General features: G+C 43.3%; 22 protein-coding genes. 5 read left to right on the top strand and 17 right to left on the bottom strand.

Annotated features, from left to right (window positions below):
• Positions 1-200 precede the first annotated feature (200 nt).
• The 4 genes from ICN42_RS05065 to ICN42_RS05050 all read right to left on the bottom strand — a co-directional run bounded on the left by ICN42_RS05065 (position 201) and on the right by ICN42_RS05050 (position 3,811).
• Positions 201-1,613 carry a multicopper oxidase family protein gene (locus ICN42_RS05065; protein WP_215346980.1) on the bottom strand — a complete coding sequence of 471 codons (1,413 nt, stop codon included), beginning with the start codon at positions 1,611-1,613 and terminating at the stop codon, positions 201-203.
• A gap of 12 nt (positions 1,614-1,625) precedes the next feature.
• Complete coding sequence (locus ICN42_RS05060) at positions 1,626-3,059, bottom strand: TolC family protein (protein WP_216230291.1); 1,434 nt, start codon at positions 3,057-3,059, stop codon at positions 1,626-1,628.
• The gene (locus ICN42_RS05055) at positions 3,059-3,376 is read right to left on the bottom strand and encodes a hypothetical protein (RefSeq protein ID WP_215346982.1); all 318 of its coding nucleotides are present in this window, start codon (positions 3,374-3,376) and stop codon (positions 3,059-3,061) included. The genes ICN42_RS05060 and ICN42_RS05055 overlap by 1 nt, the downstream gene beginning before the upstream one ends.
• 66 nt (positions 3,377-3,442) lie before the next feature.
• Positions 3,443-3,811, bottom strand: coding sequence for a hypothetical protein (locus tag ICN42_RS05050; protein WP_216251778.1), 369 nt, complete (start codon positions 3,809-3,811; stop codon positions 3,443-3,445).
• 200 nt (positions 3,812-4,011) lie between these two features.
• On the opposite strand from ICN42_RS05050, the gene ICN42_RS05045 reads away from it, so the two are divergent.
• A complete protein-coding gene (locus ICN42_RS05045) occupies positions 4,012-5,280 on the top strand; it encodes a hypothetical protein (protein WP_216251776.1) in 1,269 nt (422 codons plus the stop codon).
• A gap of 182 nt (positions 5,281-5,462) precedes the next feature.
• Here the strand turns inward: ICN42_RS05045 and ICN42_RS05040 are convergent, their stop codons facing one another.
• On the bottom strand, positions 5,463-5,984 hold the full coding sequence (locus tag ICN42_RS05040) for a hypothetical protein (RefSeq protein WP_216251773.1): 522 nt from the start codon (positions 5,982-5,984) through the stop codon (positions 5,463-5,465).
• 41 nt (positions 5,985-6,025) lie between these two features.
• Positions 6,026-8,206, bottom strand: a complete 2,181-nt coding sequence (locus ICN42_RS05035; protein ID WP_215346990.1) for a heavy metal translocating P-type ATPase — start codon at positions 8,204-8,206, stop codon at positions 6,026-6,028.
• 98 nt (positions 8,207-8,304) lie between these two features.
• Here ICN42_RS05035 and cadR point away from each other — a divergent pair, with 98 nt between their 5' ends.
• On the top strand, positions 8,305-8,703 hold the full coding sequence (cadR, locus tag ICN42_RS05030) for a Cd(II)/Pb(II)-responsive transcriptional regulator (protein ID WP_015421828.1): 399 nt from the start codon (positions 8,305-8,307) through the stop codon (positions 8,701-8,703).
• A gap of 362 nt (positions 8,704-9,065) precedes the next feature.
• Here the strand turns inward: cadR and ICN42_RS05025 are convergent, their stop codons facing one another.
• The 10 genes from ICN42_RS05025 to ICN42_RS04980 form a co-directional block, all read right to left on the bottom strand.
• A complete protein-coding gene (locus ICN42_RS05025) occupies positions 9,066-9,434 on the bottom strand; it encodes a hypothetical protein (RefSeq protein ID WP_015421829.1) in 369 nt (122 codons plus the stop codon).
• Between the two features lie 15 nt (positions 9,435-9,449).
• Positions 9,450-12,572, bottom strand: coding sequence for an efflux RND transporter permease subunit (locus tag ICN42_RS05020; protein ID WP_015421830.1), 3,123 nt, complete (start codon positions 12,570-12,572; stop codon positions 9,450-9,452).
• Positions 12,573-12,582: 10 nt separating this feature from the next.
• Positions 12,583-13,623 (bottom strand): efflux RND transporter periplasmic adaptor subunit, encoded by a 1,041-nt coding sequence (locus ICN42_RS05015; RefSeq protein WP_015421831.1) that lies wholly within the window; start codon positions 13,621-13,623, stop codon positions 12,583-12,585.
• Positions 13,620-14,189: a hypothetical protein gene (locus ICN42_RS05010; protein WP_015421832.1), complete on the bottom strand. Its 570-nt coding sequence runs from the start codon at positions 14,187-14,189 to the stop codon at positions 13,620-13,622. The genes ICN42_RS05015 and ICN42_RS05010 overlap by 4 nt, the downstream gene beginning before the upstream one ends.
• Positions 14,190-14,202: 13 nt before the next feature.
• Entirely contained in the window at positions 14,203-15,486 is a 1,284-nt protein-coding gene (locus ICN42_RS05005) for a TolC family protein (RefSeq protein WP_015421833.1), read from the bottom strand.
• A 70-nt stretch (positions 15,487-15,556) separates the two neighbouring features.
• On the bottom strand, positions 15,557-15,892 hold the full coding sequence (locus ICN42_RS05000; protein ID WP_015421834.1) for a hypothetical protein: 336 nt from the start codon (positions 15,890-15,892) through the stop codon (positions 15,557-15,559).
• A 661-nt stretch (positions 15,893-16,553) separates the two neighbouring features.
• On the bottom strand, positions 16,554-17,831 hold the full coding sequence (locus ICN42_RS04995; protein ID WP_216251769.1) for a TRAP transporter large permease subunit: 1,278 nt from the start codon (positions 17,829-17,831) through the stop codon (positions 16,554-16,556).
• A gap of 1 nt (position 17,832) precedes the next feature.
• Positions 17,833-18,378: a TRAP transporter small permease gene (locus tag ICN42_RS04990; protein WP_216251767.1), complete on the bottom strand. Its 546-nt coding sequence runs from the start codon at positions 18,376-18,378 to the stop codon at positions 17,833-17,835.
• A 111-nt stretch (positions 18,379-18,489) separates the two neighbouring features.
• Entirely contained in the window at positions 18,490-19,521 is a 1,032-nt protein-coding gene (locus ICN42_RS04985; RefSeq protein ID WP_216251764.1) for a DctP family TRAP transporter solute-binding subunit, read from the bottom strand.
• A gap of 24 nt (positions 19,522-19,545) precedes the next feature.
• The gene (locus ICN42_RS04980; RefSeq protein ID WP_216252925.1) at positions 19,546-20,355 is read right to left on the bottom strand and encodes a class II aldolase/adducin family protein; all 810 of its coding nucleotides are present in this window, start codon (positions 20,353-20,355) and stop codon (positions 19,546-19,548) included.
• Between the two features lie 165 nt (positions 20,356-20,520).
• Between ICN42_RS04980 and ICN42_RS04975 the strand changes: the two genes are divergently transcribed.
• Positions 20,521-21,423 carry a LysR substrate-binding domain-containing protein gene (locus tag ICN42_RS04975; RefSeq protein ID WP_216251761.1) on the top strand — a complete coding sequence of 301 codons (903 nt, stop codon included), beginning with the start codon at positions 20,521-20,523 and terminating at the stop codon, positions 21,421-21,423.
• 20 nt (positions 21,424-21,443) lie between these two features.
• Here ICN42_RS04975 and ICN42_RS04970 read toward each other — a convergent pair whose 3' ends face one another.
• Positions 21,444-22,367, bottom strand: a complete 924-nt coding sequence (locus ICN42_RS04970; protein ID WP_216251758.1) for a ketopantoate reductase family protein — start codon at positions 22,365-22,367, stop codon at positions 21,444-21,446.
• A gap of 473 nt (positions 22,368-22,840) precedes the next feature.
• Here ICN42_RS04970 and ICN42_RS04965 point away from each other — a divergent pair, with 473 nt between their 5' ends.
• Both ICN42_RS04965 and ICN42_RS04960 read left to right on the top strand, forming a co-directional pair.
• Positions 22,841-23,266 carry an organic hydroperoxide resistance protein gene (locus ICN42_RS04965; protein ID WP_216251755.1) on the top strand — a complete coding sequence of 142 codons (426 nt, stop codon included), beginning with the start codon at positions 22,841-22,843 and terminating at the stop codon, positions 23,264-23,266.
• Between the two features lie 27 nt (positions 23,267-23,293).
• Complete coding sequence (locus ICN42_RS04960) at positions 23,294-23,785, top strand: Dps family protein (protein ID WP_216251753.1); 492 nt, start codon at positions 23,294-23,296, stop codon at positions 23,783-23,785.
• Positions 23,786-24,161 lie beyond the last annotated feature (376 nt).

The raw sequence follows: 24,161 nt of genomic DNA, 5'->3' as shown, positions 1-24,161 counted from the left end.
CGCCTTACATTGATCAGGACTCATTTCAGGATGCATTTTTTGACACATCGCTGCCATTGGATCTTGGTTCATGGCCCCTTGATTCATCATCCCCATACCGCCAGGTTGTGTTGCACCTTGCGCAAACACCAAACTAGATGCTGCCATCGCAATTGCTGCCAATGTAAATTGAATATTTTTCATTTTGTTTTCCTTAATTATTAATGTCCAGAATGCCCATTGGGCTTCCTTACTTGCACTTCGATTTCTTTTGTAGAGCTTGGTCTTGTTGATTGCATAGGTTTTGCAGTATTTAGTTGCGTTGGAGCTGCAGGTAATGCGCCTTTGTAAGCCTCTGCCACCGTACCAGCCGGATGCTTATACCAACCCGGATCTGCATAATCGCCAGGCTTTTGATCCTTACGTACTTTTAATACGCTAAACATACCGCCCATCTCTACCGACCCAAAAGGACCCATACCCGTCATCATGCGAGCCGTGTTATCGGGAATAGGCATTTCCATTTCAGACATATCACCCATACCCCTTTCACCCATCACCATATAGTCAGGTATCAGACTGTTGATCTTCTTGCCAACCCCCCGATGATCAACGCCAATCATGGTGGGGAGGTTATGCCCCATTGCATTCATGGTGTGGTGGCTCTTATGGCAATGGATCGCCCAGTCACCCTCTTCATCTGCAAGAAATTCAATTTGCCGCATCTGCCCAACAGCCACGTCAGTGGTTACCTCAGGCCAACGAGCAGTTTTTGGAACAGGGCCTCCATCAGTGCCTGTGACCGAAAACTCATGCCCATGAAGATGAATTGGATGATTGGTCATTGTTAAGTTTCCTACTCTGATTCGGACCTTGTCATTTAGGGCGACATTCAAAGAATCTATGCCAGGAAAAACGCGGCTATTCCAGCTCCATATATTGAAGTCAACCATCGTGGCTACTTTTGGTGTGTAACTACCAGGATCAATGTCATATGAGCTCAATAAAAAACAAAAGTCCCTATTAACATCATCAATAAGTGGATTTTGATCTTTAGGATGCGTAATCCACATACCCATCATTCCCATTGCCATCTGTGTCATTTCATCGGCATGGGGATGGTACATAAATGTTCCCGGGCGGCGAGCAACAAACTCATACATGAAGGTTTTTCCGGGTGGAATACCTTTTTGAGTTAAGCCTGTTACACCATCCATACCATTTGGTAATCTTTGGCCATGCCAATGTACTGAAGTCTGCTCTGGTAACCGATTGGTAACAAATATCCGGACTCGGTCGCCTTCCACCACTTCGATTGTTGGCCCAGGGCTTTGACCGTTGTAACCCCATAAATGCGCCTTAAATCCAGAAGTCATTTCTCGCACTACTGGCTCAGCGACTAAATGAAACTCTTTAACGCCTTCATTCATTCTCCAGGGCAATGTCCAGCCATTTAAGGTAACAACTGGGTTGTATGGGCGACCTGTACTAGGGGTCAATGGTGGCATCGTATTAGCGTTTACCTGCGTCACTATTTCTGGGGCGCCAGATAAGGCATAGCGGCCAACTGCTGCAACCGCAACAGCACCACCAGCAATACCGGCGTATTTAAAAAAATCTCTTCTTGAACTCATTATTTTTCCTTATCAATGTCCGGCAGGGTTTGCTAACATCCCCGCCCCAGTAACGCTAGGCACCTGGAGTATTGTTGGTCTGCCAATTAAGGAGGACTGCAAAGCAGCATCTGTTAACCAAAATTGTTGCTGAGCATTAATCGCTGCAATTACTGCAGAGACCTGATCTCTTGAGTCGGCAATCAACTCAAAGACACCAATAATCATGCCGTTATAGCGAAGCTGACTTTCTTCAGCAATGGCTTTGCGTACAGGTATTACTTCTTTTCGATAGTGTTGGGATATATCGTATGCAGTTCGATAGGCCGAATAAGTCTCCCTCAAATTGGAACTAGCATTTCGAGTAACGCCCTCTAGCCGATTAAATGCAGCCAAAGTTTGGGCATTCATGGCGTCCCTACTCATATTCCCCCAATCGAAAATTGGTAGTCGAATTGAGATTTCATAACCCTGCTTTGGGGTGCTCTCACCAGATGCTGAATCAAATTTAGTGCCGCGATTAAAGCCCAGCTCAATATCGGTAAAACTGGTGATGTTGTTAAGCCCCTGGGCCTTCGCTGCTGCCTCTAAAGTTGCTGTAGCCAAGCGTATATCTAGCCGCTCTACACCGGCTTGCTGCGCAATAAATTCGGTGTTTGGTGGTTGCTTAGGCAGATCAGGTAAACGATCGGGCAATTTCAGTTCTTTTGCCTGAGCTTCACTTAGCCCAAGAGCACGAACAAGCTCCTCCCTACGGCTTACTGAAGTCTGTTTTGCATTAGCAAACTGCGTGGCCGAATCTGCATAAAAAGCCTGCTGCCTTGCACGAGTAATCTTATTGAGATTACCTACCGCCTCCATGCGCCTTGCTAACTCAGCACTTGCTTCTGCACTTCGAAAAACTTGATCGGCATATTTAAGGGATTGCTCTGCTGCAACTGCACGAACCCAGGCTTGGCGAACCAAAGTAACCTGATCAATGATTTCGGTCGTTAAACGCAATTGAGCTTGTTCAATTCGCTTATCAGCTATTCCTTTGCGCTGTGGCAAAGTAATCAGATCTAATAATCCAAATACAAACCAGCGATTAAATTCGATCTCTGGACTAGTAACCATTCGCTCAAAAGCAAAATAAGGATTAGACATTCTGCCTGCTTGGGCAGCAGACGCTGCTTCAGACCAATTCTGGGCAATAAGTGCTTGAACGGCTGGACTATTAATCAAGGCAAGCTGAACAGCATCGCTTTGATTTAAATTCTTAGCCAGCAGCTCCTGAGCTCTACCCTGAAGAACATCACGCTCATCTGACGATTTTGCTAAAACAACCTGGCCATTAGTAAATTTACTCGAATCTAGATTCGTTTTTTGTAAGGCCTCGTCAATATTGACGCTAGCGCATCCAGTAAGAGCACTCGCAAATAAGATTGATACTATTTTGTATCGTTTATTGAAAGGCATGGTCATCATCATTTAACTCCCTCGTGATGATTTTTCGAGTGCTCTTCGCTTGTTGGCGCCACATCAGCCTGAGCAGCTTCTTTTGCATACACTTTCCATCCGCCGATCTTTTGGACGGTAGCGTTAGCCTGCCTCCAAGGAATGATCTCCTCTTCCGAATAAGGCTGATAATTTTTAAATACTGACGTGTACTGCAGCGACTCGGCAATAAACTTTGCCGAAGAACCATTTACCGCCGCATCTTGCGCCGATGCAACTGGACTACCTAGTAATGTGAGCGCCAATAGAAACATTCCATTGCCCCACATGCATTTAAATATGCTCATAATTTCTCCAATAGACAAACGTAGCGACAAGACTTGTCGCCAAAATCTACTTACTACTGAGGAAATTTAAATCCGAGGGGGTTTGTAAATGCTACCTAGCGATTGGCCGAGTGCCAAAGTAGGAGCGTAAGGCAGTAGATTGTCCGCATACTGCAAAGGAGCAACTACGGAGGATGAAACTGTTAAATCAGCAATACCAACGCAGCACTGAGAAGCGGTATGGCACTTTGTAGCCACTTTCTTTGCCGACTTTTCTATCGATGAAGTGCAATCGTTACATTGCTTATGCTGCATATGAGAGTCAGCATTATCAGCATGAGTCGCAGCTTGGGACTGGTGCGCATGGTGTTGATCGGAAACGAATACGGGCATGCTAGCCGCATGAATCAGGCTAATAAAAAAACTTAAACATAAGAAAACGCATACTTTCCGCATTGTTTAATATTACACTGAATTTAGCGTTTTGTCGGCCTTACTCTTCACATTTTGAGTCTAGGTATTAACTTACTGGGCTATTGAGGCTATAAATTCAAGAAGATGTGAATAATCCATTTGGTTTGTAAATGGGTGTTTATCGTAAAGTGCTACAAGAACCCCCACCATCCCCCACCAAAAAGATAGTAGATTCGAAATCCATGTCAGATAAAGCCGCCAAACTCAATGCCCAGTGCAACTGCATCAGCGTAGACAAACAGAAACTAGATATTGAGGTTCATCGCCTTATTAGTGCTCTGGACCTTGCTGATTCAACTGCTACAAAGATAGGCTCGATGCTCTCAAGTAGCGGAGTATTTATTGACCAAGCCGCCTTAGATCAGATGAAAGCATTAGTAAAAGCGGTCTATAAAGTTTGCGAAATGCCTTTATTTCAAAAATTAGTTCTTGAGCAAGCTCCATCCATTGCTAGACATCAACAAAGTACAAGTGGTGTTTTTTATGGATTTGATTTTCACCTAGGGGTAAATGGCCCGCAATTAATTGAAATCAATACCAATGCAGGCGGCGCTATGATTTCTGCCCTTGAAATTGGGGCATCGATAAATTGCTGTGAGCCAGTAGAGAGACGCTTGGGAGCAAGAAATATGCCCAATGAAATTTATGAGACTTTTCTGGATATGTTTACCCGGGAGTGGAGATCCTTCAATAGGGATCCTTCTGCGCAATTAAAGACGATTGCAATCGTTGATGAGAGTCCAACTGAACAATTCTTATATCCTGAGTTTCAACTCTTCCAAGCCCTGTTTCAAAAGCATGGAATCACGACAATCATCACCTCTCCAGATGGTCTCGTAATTAAAGATCAAAAGGTTTACTTCGGCGAAGTCCAAATTGACTTAATCTATAACCGAACGACCGACTTTTATTTTCAAGGTTCATCATACGAAGCGCTTAGAGACGCTTATCTTCAAGATCTTGTAGCCATCACCCCAAACCCCTTTAATCATGCAGTATTTGCCAATAAAGATAACCTTTGCATCTTAAGCAATCGGGAACATCTTGACTCCCTAGGGGTTGACTTGGCTATACAAGAAATACTCCTAAGCCACATTCCGGAGACTGTAAAAGTGTCCTCTAAAAACGAAGAATCTCTTTGGACAAATCGCAAAGACTACTTTTTCAAGCCCAGTCAAGGCTATGGGAGTCGCGCTGTATATCGCGGAGATAAATTAACTAAAGGCGTATGGGGTCAAATTAAGGATAAAAGCTATATTGCACAAAAAGTAATTCCACCAAGCAAACGAACCATCACGATTGATGGTAATGAGGTTGATCTTAAAGTCGATATTAGAGATTATGTCTTTGAAGGTAATTCACTCATTTCAGTAAGTCGCATATACCAAGGGCAAACAACAAATTTAAGAACCTTGGGAGGCGGCTTCTCACCTCTTTATGGCGTAGACTAAGACTGATAAGGTTTAAGACACAATTTAAATTTCTATCTTCTTTAATTCTGAAATTGCAATCAAATAAGCTCAGTCACTAAAATTACTGCGACTACTTCTGGCCGATTTGAGTCATCTGAGTGAATTCAATCAATTTGGATCTTATCGACCCAAGGGAGACCTTGGAGGACAAGTCCAGTAACTCATCCCCCTAGTGTGTTACTACCTTGACCGATCCATCCACATATATAGTTCTGCTGCATCATTTGGTTCATCATGTTCTGCTGCATACCCATGTATTGATCCATCATGTATTGGCGTTGCTTTAACTGCTCAGGTGTTAATTTAGAGTAATAGGGGCCCATACCATTCCAACCCATCATGTGTCCACCCATCATGCCGCCGTTACCACCACAACAACCCATCATTCCCGAACCCCACATGCCTTGCATCATATTCATGTTGCCCTGCATTGTGCTCCAGTGAGCCTGCATCAGCTTTTGCCTTTCTTGCGGATCTTGAGTTGCACGGATCTGATCCATCTGCTGTTGCATCTTTTTAAAGTTCTCTTGAATTTGAGCGGCTTGCTTATCAAACTCCGCTACATCAACATTTTTTTGTTGTGTCTGTGAGGCTTTAGTGCCCGCCCCTGCTGTTTGCGCCAAAACGGGCGCACTTAGTAAAACACCTAAACTTAAAATCGCAACCCATCCTAGCTTTTTCATTTTAGTACTCCTTGAGTTAACTGCTTGATATGAACTAACACCTAGCTTCTTAATAACCGCAATCCATTTGCCACTACTAGCAAGCTCGCACCCATATCCGCAAATACCGCCATCCACATCGTGGCTTGCCCTGTAAAGGTAAGCACAAGGAAGATAGCCTTAATGCCTAGAGCAAGAACAATGTTTTGAGTCAGAATTAGAGCGGTTGATTTGGATAGCCGAATAAAGGTAGCAATCTTGCGTAAATCATCATCCATTAGCGCAACATCAGCAGTCTCTATCGCAGTATCGGTTCCAGCCGCCCCCATCGCAAATCCAATACTTGCTCTTGCTAAAGCGGGGGCATCATTAATGCCATCTCCAACCATGCCTACCTTTACATTGGGATCCTTTTTTAGGCGACTGTCAATTATTTTGAGCTTATCTTCAGGCAATAAATTACCCATAATCTCATCGACACCCACCTGTTTACCTATTGCCTTAGCGGTGTGCTCATTGTCACCAGTGAGCATGATGGTAGTCACGCCTAATTGGTGAAGCTCATCAATAGCCTGCTTGCTTGTTTCTCTAACAGTATCGGCCACCGCAATAATAGCTAAAACCTCTGTTTGGTTGGTAAGCAATACGGCCGTTTTGCCCTGCTGCTCTAGTGGTAATAAACGATTCTCAATATCATCAGAGCACAAACCCAATTCTTCAATCAGTCGATGATTGCCAAGGTAATACAAATTACCCTCAATAACGCCTTTGACACCGCGACCCAGAATCGCCTCAAAGCTATCTACAGTCTTTAAATCATTCTTTTGCTCTTGATTAGCATGGGCAATTGCTAGAGATACGGGATGATCAGATCGTGCCGCAAGACTGATGGCAATTTCGTGAATATGCTTGTCATTGCTACTTAATGCAAAAAAGTCCGTTTGTGCAGGCTTCCCGTAGGTTAGTGTCCCTGTCTTATCTACTGCTAAGACCTTCATGCTCCGTCCTGCTTCTAAAAAAGCGCCTCCTTTAATTAAGATGCCTTTTCTTGCAGCGGCTGCTAAGCCACTCACAATCGTTACTGGTGTTGAGATCACCAAAGCACAAGGGCAGGCAATCACTAACATGACTAATGCTTTATAGATCCACTCTTGCCATGACTGCGCCATTAACAATGGAGGCAAAACAGCGACTAACACCGCAAGCAAAAAAACAGCTGGCGTATAGATCTTGGCGAATTGATCAACAAAACGCTGGGTGGGCGCACGACTTCCTTGCGCTGCTTCAACTGCATGAATAATTCGAGCTAGCGTTGAATGAGTCGCTTCTGCAGTAACTTTGTATTCGAACGATCCTGTCTGATTGATCGTTCCTGCAAATACCTCATCGCCAACTATCTTATCGACGGGTAGGCTCTCACCCGTGATTGGCGCTTGATTTACTGCCGAGTTACCACTTATTAATATGCCGTCTAAAGCTATTCGCTCTCCAGGACGCACTCGAACTAAAGCACCTAAAGCGATAGCCTTTACATCCGTTAGCACCCAAGAGCCATCGGCTTGCTGAACGGTTGCGGTTTCAGGGGTGAGGTCTAATAAGCCACGAATCGCATTACGAGCACGATCTAATGACTTGGCTTCAATTACTTCAGCTAGAGTAAATAAGAACATCACCATGGCGGCTTCTGGCCAACTTCCAATCGCCATCGCGCCTGTGACTGCAATTGACATTAAGGCATTGATATTGAGATTGCCATTCTTTAATGCAATCCAGCCCTTTTTATAAGTGGTAAGGCCCCCTGAAGCAATTGAGGCGATTACTAGAGCAATGACAATCCACTGATTACCAAGTTGCAGCAATTCCATGATTTCAGCCAAGGTTGCAGTGATACCTGCAATAGCTAATGGCCACCAATTGGTTTTAGGCATAGGCTCAAGTGAGCTGTCCTTTGTAGAAGTCTCACCAATTTGTAGCACCGCCTGCATTCCAATTGAACCCAAAGCGGACTCGATAGCGTCAAGTGAGTTGAGATTGTGACCAACCGTGAGCATCCTTTGCATTAAGTTAAAGTCCAGCGACTCAATGCCGCTTACACTCGCTAGCTTTTTGCGAATAAGCGCCTCTTCAGTTGGGCAGTCCATATTTTCAATGCGATAGATGGCCTTATTCTTGCTCGGTATTTCAGAAGCCTTTGTCACAGGGGTTGATGTTGAACAACTACAGGAGGTATTGCATTCGCTCATAGCGGAAACCTAAATGATGAAGACATAAAACATTTAACACCCTATAGTAACTATAGAGTCAAGGGATTAGAATAAAAATGTAAAAACTTGGAGGTCAAATGAGAATTGGTGAACTAGCAACAGCCACAAGCACTCAAGTGGAAACTATTCGGTTTTATGAACAAGAGGGTTTGTTAGCAAAACCGGCTCGATCTGAGGGTAACTTCCGAATCTACGGGGATCAGCACCTGCAACGCCTTACATTTATTCGCCACTGCCGCTCGCTGGACATGACCTTAAGTGAAATTCGTCAATTACTTCGCTTAAAAGATTTGCCCGATGAAAACTGTGATGCAGTAAATGAATTGCTTGATGCCCATATTGAAGGTGTAAGCAATCGAATTAATGAGCTACGCCAACTTGAGCGACAATTAAAGCTGCTCAGAAAACAATGTCATGCGAATCAGGACTCAGCACATTGCGGGATCTTAAATAAATTATCGCTACCCGTGAAGTAAAAAAGAGGTGACACTACCGCCTCTTATTAGCCGAAAGCAGTCATCGGCCTTTTGCCGATTTACCAATAACCAATCGTTAACACCCAAGGAACCCTGTCTAAAGCCAATTCGACATTTTTAAGCCCGTTGGGAACAATAGACAATATTGGGTCGTTGTGAGTGGGAATGTTAAGCACTGATTAGCCGTGAGCGTCTCGAAACACGACGGTTGTCGGGTTAACCGACATAGTAGGATGCCGTTAGCAATGGACCGATAACGACCCAAAACCAACTATAGATGGGCGCTGTCTTTACTATTCAGCGAGGTTAATCCAGATCATTTAGGGCGACCCAGAGTACAGACTAGATTGAGCTGATTTAGGCTATAAATTAAATCCTGCTGTAATCACTTTCGCTTTTATCTTGATAACTGCTATAGCCTTAGCTCCCTTGGGAATAGCGAAATTACCTTTCACTTCCAATTTGCCTCCATTAGGCAGTAGCTCATAATCTTTTTTATCTGATCCAATTAAGACTGTCAGCTTTGCGGTCCCACCATCTATAGGTATCGGTTTACCGTGGTCCGTCAAATACAGCGATAGGCTATCAGGCTTTGCAACCAATTCAACATCAATGTCCTTAGCCTCTACTATGACACCGCCATGCATTGGCTTTAAATCATGGCCGGCTCCAGCATGGGCTGGACCAATAAAACTGATTAGCAAGGTTGCAATCACCATCATTGATTTCATATAAACCCCTTTAAATTAAAATACTTCGTTAGTTTTCATATTGCTCAAGGCTATTTCAGATGCTTTTTTCCCGTAAAGCCAAAACATGGCTGGCGTTAAAAAGGTATCCAATAAGGTAGAGCTGATGAGCCCGGAGAAAATAACAACTGCTACTGGATGCAATATCTCTGTACCAGGACGCTCTGCTTCAAATAACAATGGTGCCAAGGCAAAAGCTGTGACCAAAGCTGTCATTAGTACAGGACTTAAGCGCTCAATTGATCCGCGAATAATCATTGCCAGACTAAACGATTCACCTTCTGACTGCATCAAATTTAAGTAATGGCTAATTTTTAAGATTCCGTTACGCACAGATATTCCTGCTAGCGTGATAAATCCTATTAATGCAGCAATCGAGAGTGGCTGGCCTGAAATCCACAAACCAATCACTGCTCCGACCATAGCTAAGGGAATGTTAGACATAATCATTAAAGATAGGCGCATGGACTTATAGCGGTTATTTAAAACCGCAAACATCAAAAGAAATGATCCAATCGATAGCAAACCAATTACTTTAGATGCCTCTTCTTGCGCTTTAAATTGACCATCTAAAGTAATAAAGTAACCCTCTGGAAGAGTCTGATTAGAGATCACAGTTCTAATATCAGCCACGATATCTGACAGGGCACGCTTGGAGGCATTAGCCGATAAGACAATTCTTCGCTTACCGCCGTCTCTGCTAATTTGATTTGGGCCATCCCCATCCTCAATGCTAGCAATTTTGGAGAGTGGAATTTTTCCATTTGGCGTATCAATCAAGATATCAGCAAGCCCTTCTAAATTTCTTGCTGAGTCTGGTAACTTGATCACTAAGGCAAACCGTCGATTACCCTCAATAATTTGCGAGAGCCTCTCCCCTTCAACCATGCCCTGCAAGGTGGCCATAATCTGAGATGTTGAAACTCCATATTGCGCCGCCTTATCGTAATCAATTCGGACCTTAATTTGTGGTGCTAAAACCTGCTTTTCTATTTCTAGATCAACTAAGCCTTCAATGCCTGCCAATTTCGATCTTAGAAGGTCGGCTTGGCTACGCAGCACGTCCAAATCATCGCCAAAGATCTTAATAGCAATTTGCGATCGCACTCCTGAAAGCATGTGATCTATTCGATGTGAGATTGGCTGACCGATCGCAATTGCAGCGGGTAAGTTAACTAATCTTGACCTGATATCTGCCTGTATCTCAGCCATGGAGCGATCTAAATCTCCCGCAGGCTTTAAACCAACATCTAACTCGCTCACATGTACACCTTCCGCATGCTCGTCCAATTCTGCGCGGCCACTCCTGCGTCCAACATAAGTCACTTCTGGAACCTGCCTGACTAACTTTTCTGCTTGGCTAGCTACGCCCGCCGATTCAGAGAGAGAGACACCAGGATTTAAACGCAATCCGATCAGTAAAGTCCCTTCGTTAAAGGGCGGTAAAAATGCGCTCGCCATAAAGGGAACACTGGCAGCAGCGACTATGACGGATGCAAAAGCATACATCAGAGGCTTTTTAGGCGCCGCCAATAACCTTGATAACTGAACCTCATAATGGCTTTTAAGCCAAGTGACAATCTTTGTATCGTGATCCCTCAGGGACTGCATTGAGGGCAGCAAGTAAAAGCAGAGTACTGGCGTGATAGTGACTGAAACTAAAAGCGATGCAAGAGTAGAGACTATAAATGCAATACCCAAAGGCACAAATAGTCGCCCCTCTATACCTGGTAATGCAAATAATGGGATGAATACCAAAACGATGATGGCTGTAGCATAGATAATTCCGGTTCTTACCTCAAGCGATGCGGCTCTCACAATCGCTAGTGGACTTAATTGGTCTAAAGATGCTTTATCTAGATTTACTCTAAGGCGACGAATTACGTTTTCCACATCAACTACTGCATCATCAACCAGGCCGCCGATTCCAATGGCTAAGCCTCCTAAGGTCATCGTATTAATTGATAAACCAAAGTACTTAAAAACTAGGGCAGTTAAGAGAATTGAAACTGGAATTGCTGTTAATGAGATGAGGACCGGGCGAATTGTTCCTAAAAAGAAATACAGCACTACAGCAACAAAGATTGATGCGCCAATCAGCTTACCCTCTAAAGTGCTAATGGATGCATCAATAAAGCTCGCCTGCCTAAATGTTACTTTTGGAGCTTCCATGCCAGTTGGCAAGCCCTGCTTTAATTCTGCAATAGCCGATTCAATCTTTTTTGTTAGCGCTACCGTATCTGCTGAAGGTTGTTTTTGTACACCTAGAATGACTGCTGGCCCACCTTCATAACCGGCATCGCCTCGCTTAACTGCTGGTGCAAAAGTAATATCTGCAACTTGTCTTAAAAGTATTGTTTGTCCATTGCGGTTCGATACGGCAATGTTCTTTAAATCTTCAAGGCTAGAGGTTCGCCCTATATGACGAATAAGATACTCACGATTATTGGACTCAAGAAATCCACCAGACGTATTTGCAGAGTAGCCCCGCAATGCATCTTCAATCTGCAATATGCTAAGGCCTAGCTCCGCCATACGGCGAGTATTGGGTTGCACTTGAAACTGCCTGACTTGCCCACCTATAGGAATGACTTGCGCTACCCCGGGGATAGCCATCAATCTGGGTCGCAAAACCCAATCAGCATACTCGCGAACCTGCATGGATGAAATCTTAGATTCATCAATCGGAATGGCAATTTGCATAATCTCACCCATGATCGAACTAATGGGCCCCATGCGCGAAACAATGCCATCCGGAATTGCTCCCTCCATAGATGACAGTCTTTCTGAAACCATTTGTCTGGCGCGATAGATGTCTACAGTCCAGTCAAAAGTAACGTATATGAAAGAGAGGCCGGCGCTAGATACTGAGCGAATAGCCTCTACTCCCGGTAAACCATTCATAGCCGTTTCGAGTGGGAATGTAATGAGTTGTTCAACTTCTTCTGAAGCCATTCCGCCAGCCTCGGTCATGATGGTGACAGTAGGCTTATTCAGATCGGGAAAGACATCCACAGGCATCTTGCTTAAGGTGTAGGCACCATAGAACATAGATATAGCACCGAGCAAAATCACTATCATGCGATTTTTTAAGCTGAAATCTAATAACCAAGTAAACATGTCTTAATCCTTAACGAATTTGATTGATGAGGGATGCCCCATCAGTAATGACTCGTTCACCATCTTTAATACCACTAGTAATAACAATGCTCTGACCATCTAAAGGCTCATATACAACTGTTCTTGGCTCAAATATTTCTGGGGACTTTTTAATCCAGACAATTGTTTGGTTCGAGCTGCTTTTGACTAATGATTTTGAAGGCGCCTTTACTCCAGTGATCTTGCTATCGGTATTTACAAATACTCGAATGGGCTGACCTATGGGTAAAAATTGGAGATCGTCCGATTTAGCAGAAAAAGTTAGAGGTAAGGCTTGCTCTCTGAGGGTCTGTCCACCACCAAGATACTTGAGCTCAATCACTTTGCCATTGACATCCACCTTGCCATCAGCAATGTTCTTACTCAGACTTGAATCGTAGGCAAGCGCTTCTATTAATAGCTTGGATGGATTAACGACCTCAAAGATTAGATCTCTTGCTTGCACTACTTGGCCAGATACGACACCCGTAGTAGAAATAATTCCGCTGACTGGGGCTCTTAATTCTTCATTAGCAACAGCGGCTTCTGCCTCTTCAATAGTCTTACGAGGGACCGTATCGCTCAGATCTCGCAAACGCTTTAGTCGACTTTCCGCAAGTGATCTTGATTTTCCTGGGCCAGCCTCTGGCGTTACATACGCCAAGACATCGCCTTTACTAACCTTCTGTCCGGGCAATGGAAAACCAGCTGGTCCCGGCGTAATACGGCCAGCAACAATCGCTTGCACCTTACCGCCAAAGTTAGGATCCATAATGACTTTTCCAGCTAAATCATAGGTTTTGGCATATTCGCCGAACTGGCCAGGAGCTGTCATCACGTGTAACTGGCGTTGCGCAGGCTTGGGAATAAAAAGACTGCCGTCCGACTGTCTTTTAGGGGCGTCACCTTGAACTTGGGATACTTCCGACTCGCCATGACCCGGCCCAGCATAAACCTTAAAAGCAAATAGCGCCACAGATAAACTAATGAGGACAATGGGGCGAAATACAAAATCTCTCTGTTTGCGATTCATACCCGCTCCTTAATTTGTTTGATTAGTTTTTTTGTATTCGTCATCAACACCTCTTTCTTGCGATAAGACAAATAGGCAATTGCCATCAAGAGGCTGAAATAAAGCAAGATCTTTATTGCTGATTTCCAAGTGATCAATGAGGAGCGCTCAAAGGAACTTAGATCTATAGTGGCTGCTAGTATGTCGGTAACATCATCATTAATCGTGATGGTGATCGCAGTAGGCTGATCTTTAATTTTATTTTTTAGGCGAAAGAGATACTCTCCATCGCCATGAGGCTCTGAACTAATTTTAGAGCCCTCAAGCTCAATTTCAACCTTGGCTCCTTTGACCAATTCATTGGAGGAGTAGCGATCTAGGTAGAGCGTGATTTCCTTGCCGTTAATCACTCCTACCGCCTCATAGAGATCAGATTCAGCATAAAAGCGAGGTAGTGATTGAGTTTGTGCAGTGGTGGGTTTTTCCTCCCCATGACCAGGACCTGCATAAGTTGCCGATGCGATCGTCAGAAATAGCGCAATTAATAGTTTTGACGCCCACTGACTATATTTGTTCAATAAATTCATAGTTAAAGTGACCTTACTCTGGTAACAGGCCAAGGGCCTGTCGTAAATTTGAAACTGAAACTGCGTAATTGATTTTTGCAATTGCAGCCTGCCTATTTGCATCCACTGCTTCTAGCTCAATACGTAGTCTTGTGGGCAAATCGGTTTCACCAAAGCGAAATGATTTGTCAAAAAATTGACGTGTTTCATTGGCTAAGTTAGACCTCTTATCTGCAGCGCCAAGCTTCATTTTTGCCGACTTCACTAAAGCCACATTTGACTCCACATTACTTAATGCAGACTCTCGCTCATAGGACAATCGAACCTCTGAATCGACCATCTCAGCAGTAGCACTGGCCAATCTATTGGTATTGCGAGCATCAGAGCCAAAAGGAATTCTTAACCCAACAGCAACTGATTGCTGATACGGAACGCCATAGACTTCACGGCCCTTAGTAGTCCATATTTGCAATTGTGGGGAAGCCCGAGTTTGAGACTTTGCTAGGTCAACTGCTTTTTTAGCAACCTCTAACTGATCTACAAGGGCTGCAACGATTGGCAAACTAGAATCTAGTCCTGACAGGTTTTCAGGAACCTTAGGTAGCGGTTCAATATTTTTAGCAATGTCACCGAATTGAATTTTCTTGAGATACTCACTTCCTAATAAAGTACGCACCCTTTGCTCAGCATTAATTACGTTGGCCTGCGCTTCGACCAAAAAAGCTTCTGATGATGCGAGGGCACCATTGGCCTGATGAAGATCAGCGCGAGATAAGTCTCCAGCCTTAAATCTCTTTTCAACATCAAGAGCTAAGCTCTTTGCATTCTCATTTCTGCGTAGCGCTAAATCAGACTCAATTTTTGATTTCTGGTAATTCCAATAGGCATCCCTTACTTCAGCTGCAATTCTCAATTGGGATAGATAGTATTGAGACAAAAGCTTTTTATATTCAGCATCCGCTAAATTAATTGAGCTTGACCGCTCATTCCATAACCACAGGGGGATATCTAAACCCAGTATGGTTTCACTAGCGCCTTGATTGCTGTTAGTTCTATCGGTCTTTTGCGACACTTCAACCGAAGCTGGGCTTACCAAAAGGCTGCTAGCAATTTTTTGCTTAGCAAGCGCGGCCTCTACTCGATACTGATAGGACTTGTAGTCAGGTTGGCGCTCCCATGAAGATTCATAGAAGGACTTTAAGGTCGATCCACCTTTGAGCTCGGCATTAGCCAGCGCTATTGGCGATCCCAATATAAATACCAATCCAGTAAATTGAATGACGCAGCGACGAACTACGCCCGAATACTCTCGCAACATAAAAACTCCATTTGTTTGTTCAAAACAGAGTTAGCGAGAGGAGAAGAATTAGGTTAAGGCTCTCGCTAACTTAGGCGAGAGCGAGCCAATTGGGTTTTTCGGGGCGGTGAGGAGAAATATCGACTAAAAACTCTACTCGTGCATCTTCATAATGAAAGATGGTAGAGGTAACTGAAATGCTAAAAGTGGAATGCAATGCTGGAGAATGCGCCAAATGACAGACCCCACAATCAGAATCGTAGCTTGCAGAATCGCTAGCAGAGGCAATGCTGACTGGCTTCTCATGCTCGTGATGTGAAACATGAGAAGCTGCTGCCTGCTCTTCTTGGCAGTAAGCAGAAACCGTAGCATAGGATGTTTGTATCGATAAAGCTAGCAGGGCCAGAATTATCAGGATTTTTCTCATTAGCTAATTACAGCATATTTCTTCGTATTTTGCATTTAGAGCTTTTCCATACAAGTCAAATGGATTAATCACTCACATAGCTGCTGTAATGCCACAACCCCCTGAATACCCAATGACTTGGTGGAAGAGGCGGCTCAACAACTTCAGAAGGTCTCTTAGTGGCCGATAGCTCCCATTCCAAGTGTCGGTTAACCCGACAACATAAGCGTCCGGAAACGCGACACTCCAACAAGACGCTGTCGAAACCAATTGATCTCCACCTTACGCCAACCAAACCCGCTAGACCAACCGCCGATATCACATCACTTTCTAAGCAGGTTTAAGCTAATGTTTTGATTACTGTTCAGCACAATTCTGCGTCTTTTAATCCGTTGGTCGCGAGTTTGAATCTCGCCCGACCCACCAGTAATACGAAGGGATCACAGCAATGTGGTCCTTTTTCTTTTTGCCAAATGGAATGTATTCGTGACTGTTGGTCGCAATGCCAAGCTGTTGAGCGTTTATTGGGTGGGGATATTTGACTCTGCCGGGCCAGTGAGGCAGTAAGCTCCTCTTAAAAGGACGCCTAGGGTGATTTGTCAGGTTACCTTACAAAAATAAGCTTAAAACACAAAACCCCCACCATATCTGATGAGGGTTATTGTATGTGGCTATTCAAATGTCAATAGAACCAACGCATAGGTACAGTCACCAGGGATGGGAACAAAACCATTAGCAAAAGGATGGCCAACTCCGCTATCAAGAAAGGCATTACCCCTTTCATTAAATCCGACATAGAAGTTTTTGTTACGCCAGCTACAACATTTAAAACAGTACCTACAGGTGGTGTAATTAATCCAATACTGTTATTGATAATAAACAGTACACCAAAGTAAATTGGATCGATACCCGCCTGCTTTACAACTGGAACCAAAACCGGAGTCAGTATCAGAATTGTCGGGATCATATCCATTGCCGTGCCCACAATCACAACCAAAACCATGATTGCAAACATCAACAATATTTGATTACTCATAAATGGTTCAAGCAAACCAACAACTTTAGAAGGTAAATCAGCAACGGTAATTAACCAGGCAGAGACCATTGCTGCGGCAACCAAGAACATCACAATCGCTGTCGTTTGAGCTGCCCTAGAAAACAACTCTAATAACTCACTAAGCTTTAGCTCGCGGTAAATAACAGTGGCTACAAATATAGCGTATACCGCAGCAACTACAGAAGCCTCTGTTGGCGTAAAAACTCCAAGCTTTAAGCCAAAAATAATGATCAATGGGAGCATCAAAGCCCAAAATCCATCAATCAAAGATCTTGCCACTTCATTAAATGGAATCTTCGGTGGAGGCTGAATATTCTCTTTGCGAATAAGCCACCACCAAGTTAGCCATAATGAAAGGCCAACCAGCAATCCAGGGAAAATTCCGGCTAAGAATAACTTTGTAATAGATAAGTTTGCTGCCACGCCAAAAATGACAAATCCAATACTAGGGGGAATGATCGGCCCTATAACCCCAGCTGCAGCAACCAATCCAGCTGATTGCTTTTGATCATGGCCAGCACTAACCATCATGGGCACCAGCAATGCCGATAGTGCTGCGGCATCAGCAACTGCAGACCCTGAAAGGGCCGACAAAATACATGCAGCAACAATAGTCACGTAACCTAAACCACCCTTAATATGGCCAACCACTCCCAAGGCAACAGCAACAATTCTTTTAGATAAGCCGCCAGCATTCATTACTTCACCTGCAAGCATGAAAAATGGGACCGCCATCAAAGGAAAACTATCAGCTCCAGCGATAACGTTCTGGGCAATAATTTGCGCATCAAAAATATCCAAATGCATCATTAAAGCGATGCCACACCCTAACAAGGCAAAGGCGATGGGCATACCCAACGCCATCAGTGCTAATAGCGAACCAATGAAAATGAAAATAGTCATATTAGATCCCCTTTCGACTTAAATTAGGAGACTTAACATGCTCAAGATCTTTCAAAATCTCATCTAGATCCGCATCATCCTCTGACTCTTTAATGGCAATAAGCTCCACATCACTAATGCGACCGCTAAACGCCTTATACAAGTGATATGAAAGAATCGGTAAAGCAGCCAACGAGAAGAAAATAGCAGCAGAATAGTACCAAGCAAGAGAAACCCCTGAAACAGGGGTGACGTTATCGAAATTAATCATCAACAGCGCAAAGCTGCCATATAGAAATACTCCAACAATTCCCAGCATCAGAATGTGACTGAGGATGTAGCACACCAATTTTCCTGTTCGCGATAGTTTTGAGACCAATGAATCAACACCAAGATGTGAGAGATCCCTCAGGCCGCCAATAGCTCCAACAAATATTAGCCAAACAAAAGCCCAGCGAGACATTTCTTCTGAGAATGCAATGCCAGAATTAAAGCCGTAACGCAAAACAACGTTACCAAAGACCAAAACAACCATTACCGCTAAACATATGGCCGTAAATAGCCTCATTATTCGAAAAAAGGAATTTATTAAAGATGAAATCATGAACATATAGCCAAAATAGAAGAAGCTCTCAGCGATTGACCGCTGAGAGCAGTACTTGATATGCCTAAAGTTTACTTATTTTTTAGAGCGCTGTGCTTCGACGGCTTTTACCAATTCTGCTGGCAAAGGATCAACTGCATTCATATCTTGCAAATACTTATCAGTAACAGGTTTTACTTTGTCTCTCATGCGAGAACGCTCTTGTGGAGAAACATCAGTAAAAATTACGCCCTGTTTCTTCACCAAATCAATCGCCTTTGCATCCATGCCACGAGACACTTTGCGCTGCTCAATTGTTGTCTCGTTAGCCGCCTCCTGAATCAATTTTTTCTCAGCTGGAGTAAATTGATCCCAAGCCTTACTGCTGATTAAAACAATAAGAGGTTGATATACGTGACGAGTTGAGGAGAGGTATTTTTGAACCTCATAAAACTTATTTGCCTCAAATGCAGCGATTGGATTGTCTTGCCCGTCAACCGCTTTAGTTTCCATTGCACTGTACAACTCAGTAAACGCTAGCGGAACTGGGTTAGCTCCCAAAGCACTAAATGAATCTACAAATAAAGGCTCTTGCAAGACTCGAAGTTTAAGGCCTTGTATATCTTCTACCTTTGCAATAGAGCGCTTGCTGTTTGAAATATTTCTGAAGCCATGATCCCAATAGGTCAATCCCACTACACCCTTTGGAGTTTTCTCTAAAAACTTTTTGCCAACCGGGCCATCCAAAACAGTATCGGCTTCTTTAAAATCGTTGAACAAGAAGTGAATAGAAAATGCGCCATACACTTTCGCCTGGCCAACCATAAGACTAGGTGGCATTGTTGTCATATCAACGGTTCCACCTTGTAATGAAGTTAAAACATTCAAATCGCCGCCCAATGATCCATCTGGATATCCTTTAACGATGATTTTGTTGCCGCTTTTTTTAGCCACTAATTCAGCGAACTTCTCCACTCCAAAACCCATATGACTACCCTTAGGTTGTACATATGCGAACTTCAAAGTACGTTCTTTAATTTCTGCGTTTTGCGCAAATGCTTGACCCATCATCAAGCTTGAGATGGAAATTGCAATTGCGAGTGATTTTTTAAGATTAAATAGCTTCATAAATTTCTCCACAGTTTTTGCTTATTACGCAAACATATCAGGTTGTTTTGCGATTAATTGATTCCAAATAGTTTGGAAATGCAACCAACCAATATATTCACTGCCAACGTGTTCGCGGCTATAGCGAGCTACCTCTGGGCTCAATAAGGTTGGCTCAACACCGGTGGCCATAACTGCCATTTGCTGCTTGCAACATCTTTCAAGCGCAATAAACCAGAAGGCTGCTGCATCGATACTGTGACGGCTCACCGTTAGCAATCCATGATTCTTGTGAATAATGCCTTTTACCTTTGGAATAGAGCCTGCTACGTTGTACCCCGCCTGATCCTCCACAGCTACTTGACCCGCCTGCTCACTTAATACAATATGGTCCTCGTAAAACGCTGCGGCATCTTGGGAGATAGGCTCTAATTTTTTACCCAAGGCAGCAAATGCAGTACCGTAAACCGTATGTGCATGACACATAGCAACGATGTCTTGATGCTTTTCATGAACAGCTGCATGCAAAACAAATCCCGCACGATTTAGGGCGTGCTTACCCTCTAATACATTTCCCTGGTGGTCAGCCAAGAGTAAATTAGACACTTTGACTTGATCAAAGTGAACGGCCATTGGATTTGTCCAATATAGATGTGGATGCTCTGGATCGCGAACAGTTAGATGGCCTGCAAATCCATAATCAAAACCCTCCAATGCAAATGCACGACATGCAGCGACTAGCCTCTCTTTAAGATGCTGTCGCTGCTCAGCAAAGTTCTTAAATTTAGGTGCATAAGGAAAAATCAAACTTGCATCTTCTGGTTGATAGATTGACTCCCTACTTCCCAGATCCATTTTGCGTTCATTTTTATCGATAGTCTCAGCCACTTGTCCCCTCCAGTTATTTGTGATCGATTTGATTTAGATCAAATTGAACGCCATATTGAAGCGACATAGTTATTTTGACAATCAAGAGTTGTGCATGTTTACATGAATGTGATTCATATATAATTACCAAACATGAGAAAAATACCAAATTTTGTGCTTTTAAGGGCGTTTGAGTCTGCAGCTCGACTTGAAAGCTTTACCCTGGCAGCAAATGAACTGCATCTCACCCAGTCAGCAATCAGTCATCAAATTAAAGAGTTGGAGGAATATTTTTCTAAGCCGCTATTTATCAGGCGCAATCGTAAAGTTGAACTCAACAGTGAAGGTAAAAGACTGTTAGAAAGTCTTTCTAGAGTGTTTGACGTTATTGAGGCAGCATGTAGCGAAGTAACATTAGCACCTAATGCTCAAGTCTTAGCGGTACATTGCGCACCCAGCTTTGCAGCAAAATGGTTAAGCCCTAGACTGGCGAGATTTATCAATACCAACCCAACCATCTCGATAAGACTAACGTCTGGACCAGAACCAATTGACTTAATACGCAATCGAGAAATTGATATCGCTATTTCATACCAAGCTACCTTAGGAAGTGCAGGTGTAATCCACATACCACTTGGTCGCGAAGATATTTTGCCCATGTGCTCACCTAAAATTCTAAATGCGAAGAATTCTGCAAGGTTACAAATTTCTCAACTGACATTAATTGACTCCTCCATCAATCAAATGACATGGAATAAATGGTTTGAAATTAATAAGCTAGTACAAAGTGCTCAACCTAGACTTTCGTTCGATAGGGCCGCCTTATCGATTTCAGCAGCTGTAGATGGCCTTGGGGTGGTGCTTGAGAGCAGTCGCTTAGCTGAACGCGAAATATCAAAGGGTGAACTGGTTGAAATTGGAGTCAATCAATTTAAAAGAATTAAGGAAGAAACACACTTTCTCTCCTATCGGAGTGGTGAAAAATCAAATAAAAAAATTAAATTATTTGAGGAGTGGCTGTTGAATGAGATCCGATCGAACTCTAAAGCTGCTTAATCAAGGGCGCTGGGTTTAATCTAGCTCTCTAGCATTTTAACCATCGCATAAACAGATAAATTACATGGCGTCTCTATTCCATAACGCTTACCAAGCTCAACGATATATCCGTTCAAATAGTTTATTTCCGTCCTTCTTCCCTTAGCTAGATCTTGCGCTGTAGAGGATATCTGAGTAGTCATGGTCTTGGCAATTGACTCATTAACTTCTCTTGCCTCACGCTCGCTAATATGCACACCTTCCATAAACGCGACCATCAGAAATTCTTTGGTAATCTTATCTATTAAGGCCTTAACTTCTTGAACTGCGACCATATCACCATAAGATACATGTCCAATAGCTGAAATTCCGTTATAAGAGCAATTGACCAAAAACTTAAGCCACATCTGCTTTTTGATATCTTGAGTAATAGAGCAAGGAATCCTGGCTTCATTAAATAATTGACTAATCGCAGCGAGGATCTTTGAATCTTGATCTGTCATGGTATCAATAGAGCCGAGCACGAGTTCACCCCTTCCGTGATGCTTCACAGTTCGATGTCCGATCATGCCAGTGGCAACATATACAACTACTGGATACACGGCATTAGCAATAAAAGTTCTTGCAATTGGTACATTAGCAACGCCATTTTGCAAACTTAACATTACAGAATGGGATGGCAAAATTGAATCAATCGAACGAATAACGGGCTCCGTGTCTGGCGACTTAACACTTAACAATACCAAGTCAGCATCAGCCAACAATGAGATATCACTACTCGCTTTTAAATGCACCACATCATGAAAGGTCTGGCAATCAAGCTCAAGACCAAATTCATTAATCGCCTGAGCCCTATCGGGGCGAGCGATAAGCGTGACATCAAGACCCGCACGAGCCAAAATACCCCCAAAGAAGCACCCTACGGCACCTGCACCCAATACATAGATTTTTTTAAATGGTTTCATCTCAAGCTTGTGTTCAATACTTCATTTGAGCACAAACAATAAATGCTAAGCGCCTAATAGATTAGGAACCCCCAGAGAAAAGCAGCCTCAAGAGCGGCCTAAAGGCCTTAAAAACTCGTATATCAATAATAATCTATTTTTTAGATAATAAAGTTCAAAATTATTCATTGGACTGATAACAAATATCAGCTCAGAATCACTCCATCGCCATTAACAAACGAAAGGAGCGAGAAATGAAGAACCATTACAACTTATCTGAGAGCTTGTACTTTCTCAATCATGAGTTTGAAAAAGACTTGGCAACATTCTTTAGTAATGCCATCAATGGAGGCAAGCCATGATCATCAATGCCTTGAGAAAAACAGAACCTACTCGCTTGATTATCGGCGCCGCCATTGATATTGCTGGAATCGCCATTGGCGCCACCCAATACTTACACAGTCACCATATTTTTTAATTGAAGGGGTAATACCATGAACAAACTCGAAAAAGTAATGTACACAGCCCATACTCATACTACTGGCGGTAGAGATGGCAAAGCCGTTAGTGATGATGGCCTACTCAATGTCGACCTAGCCTTGCCAAAAGCAATGGGTGGCACTGGTACAGCAACCAATCCTGAACAACTCTTTGCCGCTGGATATTCAGCTTGCTTTATGGGAGCACTCAAGCATGTTGCTGGGCTAAAAAAGGTTAAGGTGCCTGATGATGCTTCTATTGATGCTAGTGTTGACATTGGCCCAATCCCACAAGGATTTGGTATCGCTGTCAAATTGGCCATAGCCTTACCCGGCTTAGAAAAGTCAGTTGCCAGGGATTTAGTGGATACCGCTCATCAAGTTTGTCCTTATTCCAACGCAACTCGTGGCAATATAGAAGTTGATATCAGCATCGTCTGAAACATCGTTACCAATGAAGGAGAAGTTATGAGTACTAAATTATCCAAAACCGCAATTGATATTGGCATTAGTGAAAAGGATCGCAAAGCCATCGCTAAAGGTTTATCTGAGCTTTTAGCCGATAGCTACTCTTTGTATTTAATGACTCATAACTTTCATTGGAATGTGAAGGGGCCCATGTTTAATACTCTTCATACCATGTTCATGACTCAATATACCGAGCAATGGACAGCACTTGATTTAATAGCTGAGCGCATCAGAGCCCTTGGCGAGCCAGCCCCAGGAACTTATAAAGAATTTGCCAAGCTCTCCTCAATAAAAGAGGTTGAGGGTGTGCCAAAAGCAATGGATATGGTCAAGCATCTTGTTAAAGCTCAAGAAGCAACAGCCAAAACCGCTCGTAAACTTTTTCCTTTAGTTGAAAAAGCAAATGATCAACCTACTGCAGACTTGCTTACTCAACGACAAGATGTTCATGAAAAAACTGCGTGGATGTTAAGAAGCCTACTGGAAGAGTAAGACGAAAAACTACCCTAGTCTGATTTTATTATCCCAAGTGGCTACTTAGATTTTGTCGGTTAACCCGACAAACCTAGTGTCACTTCTCCGGACACTTCATAATGATGCTGTCGACGCCACTGGGAATCCAAGAATTCAAATCCGGCACCAGGAGACCACCCGCCTACACCACACCACTTTCCTCACAGGTTTAAACCAATGACTCGACTACTGTTCGAACACAATTCCACGTCTTTTAATCCGTTGGTCGCGAGTTCGAATCTCGCCCGACCCACCAGTATCTAAAAGCCCCACAAGTTAACGCTTGCGGGGCTTTTCCTTTAATAGTTCAACAAAAGTTCAACAGCTATTACATTTTGTGAAAGCTTAAGGCTTA

The organism is Polynucleobacter sp. 71A-WALBACH, assembly GCF_018882365.1.
Classification (GTDB): domain Bacteria; phylum Pseudomonadota; class Gammaproteobacteria; order Burkholderiales; family Burkholderiaceae; genus Polynucleobacter.
This window is presented reverse-complemented; position numbering and strand designations above follow the sequence as displayed.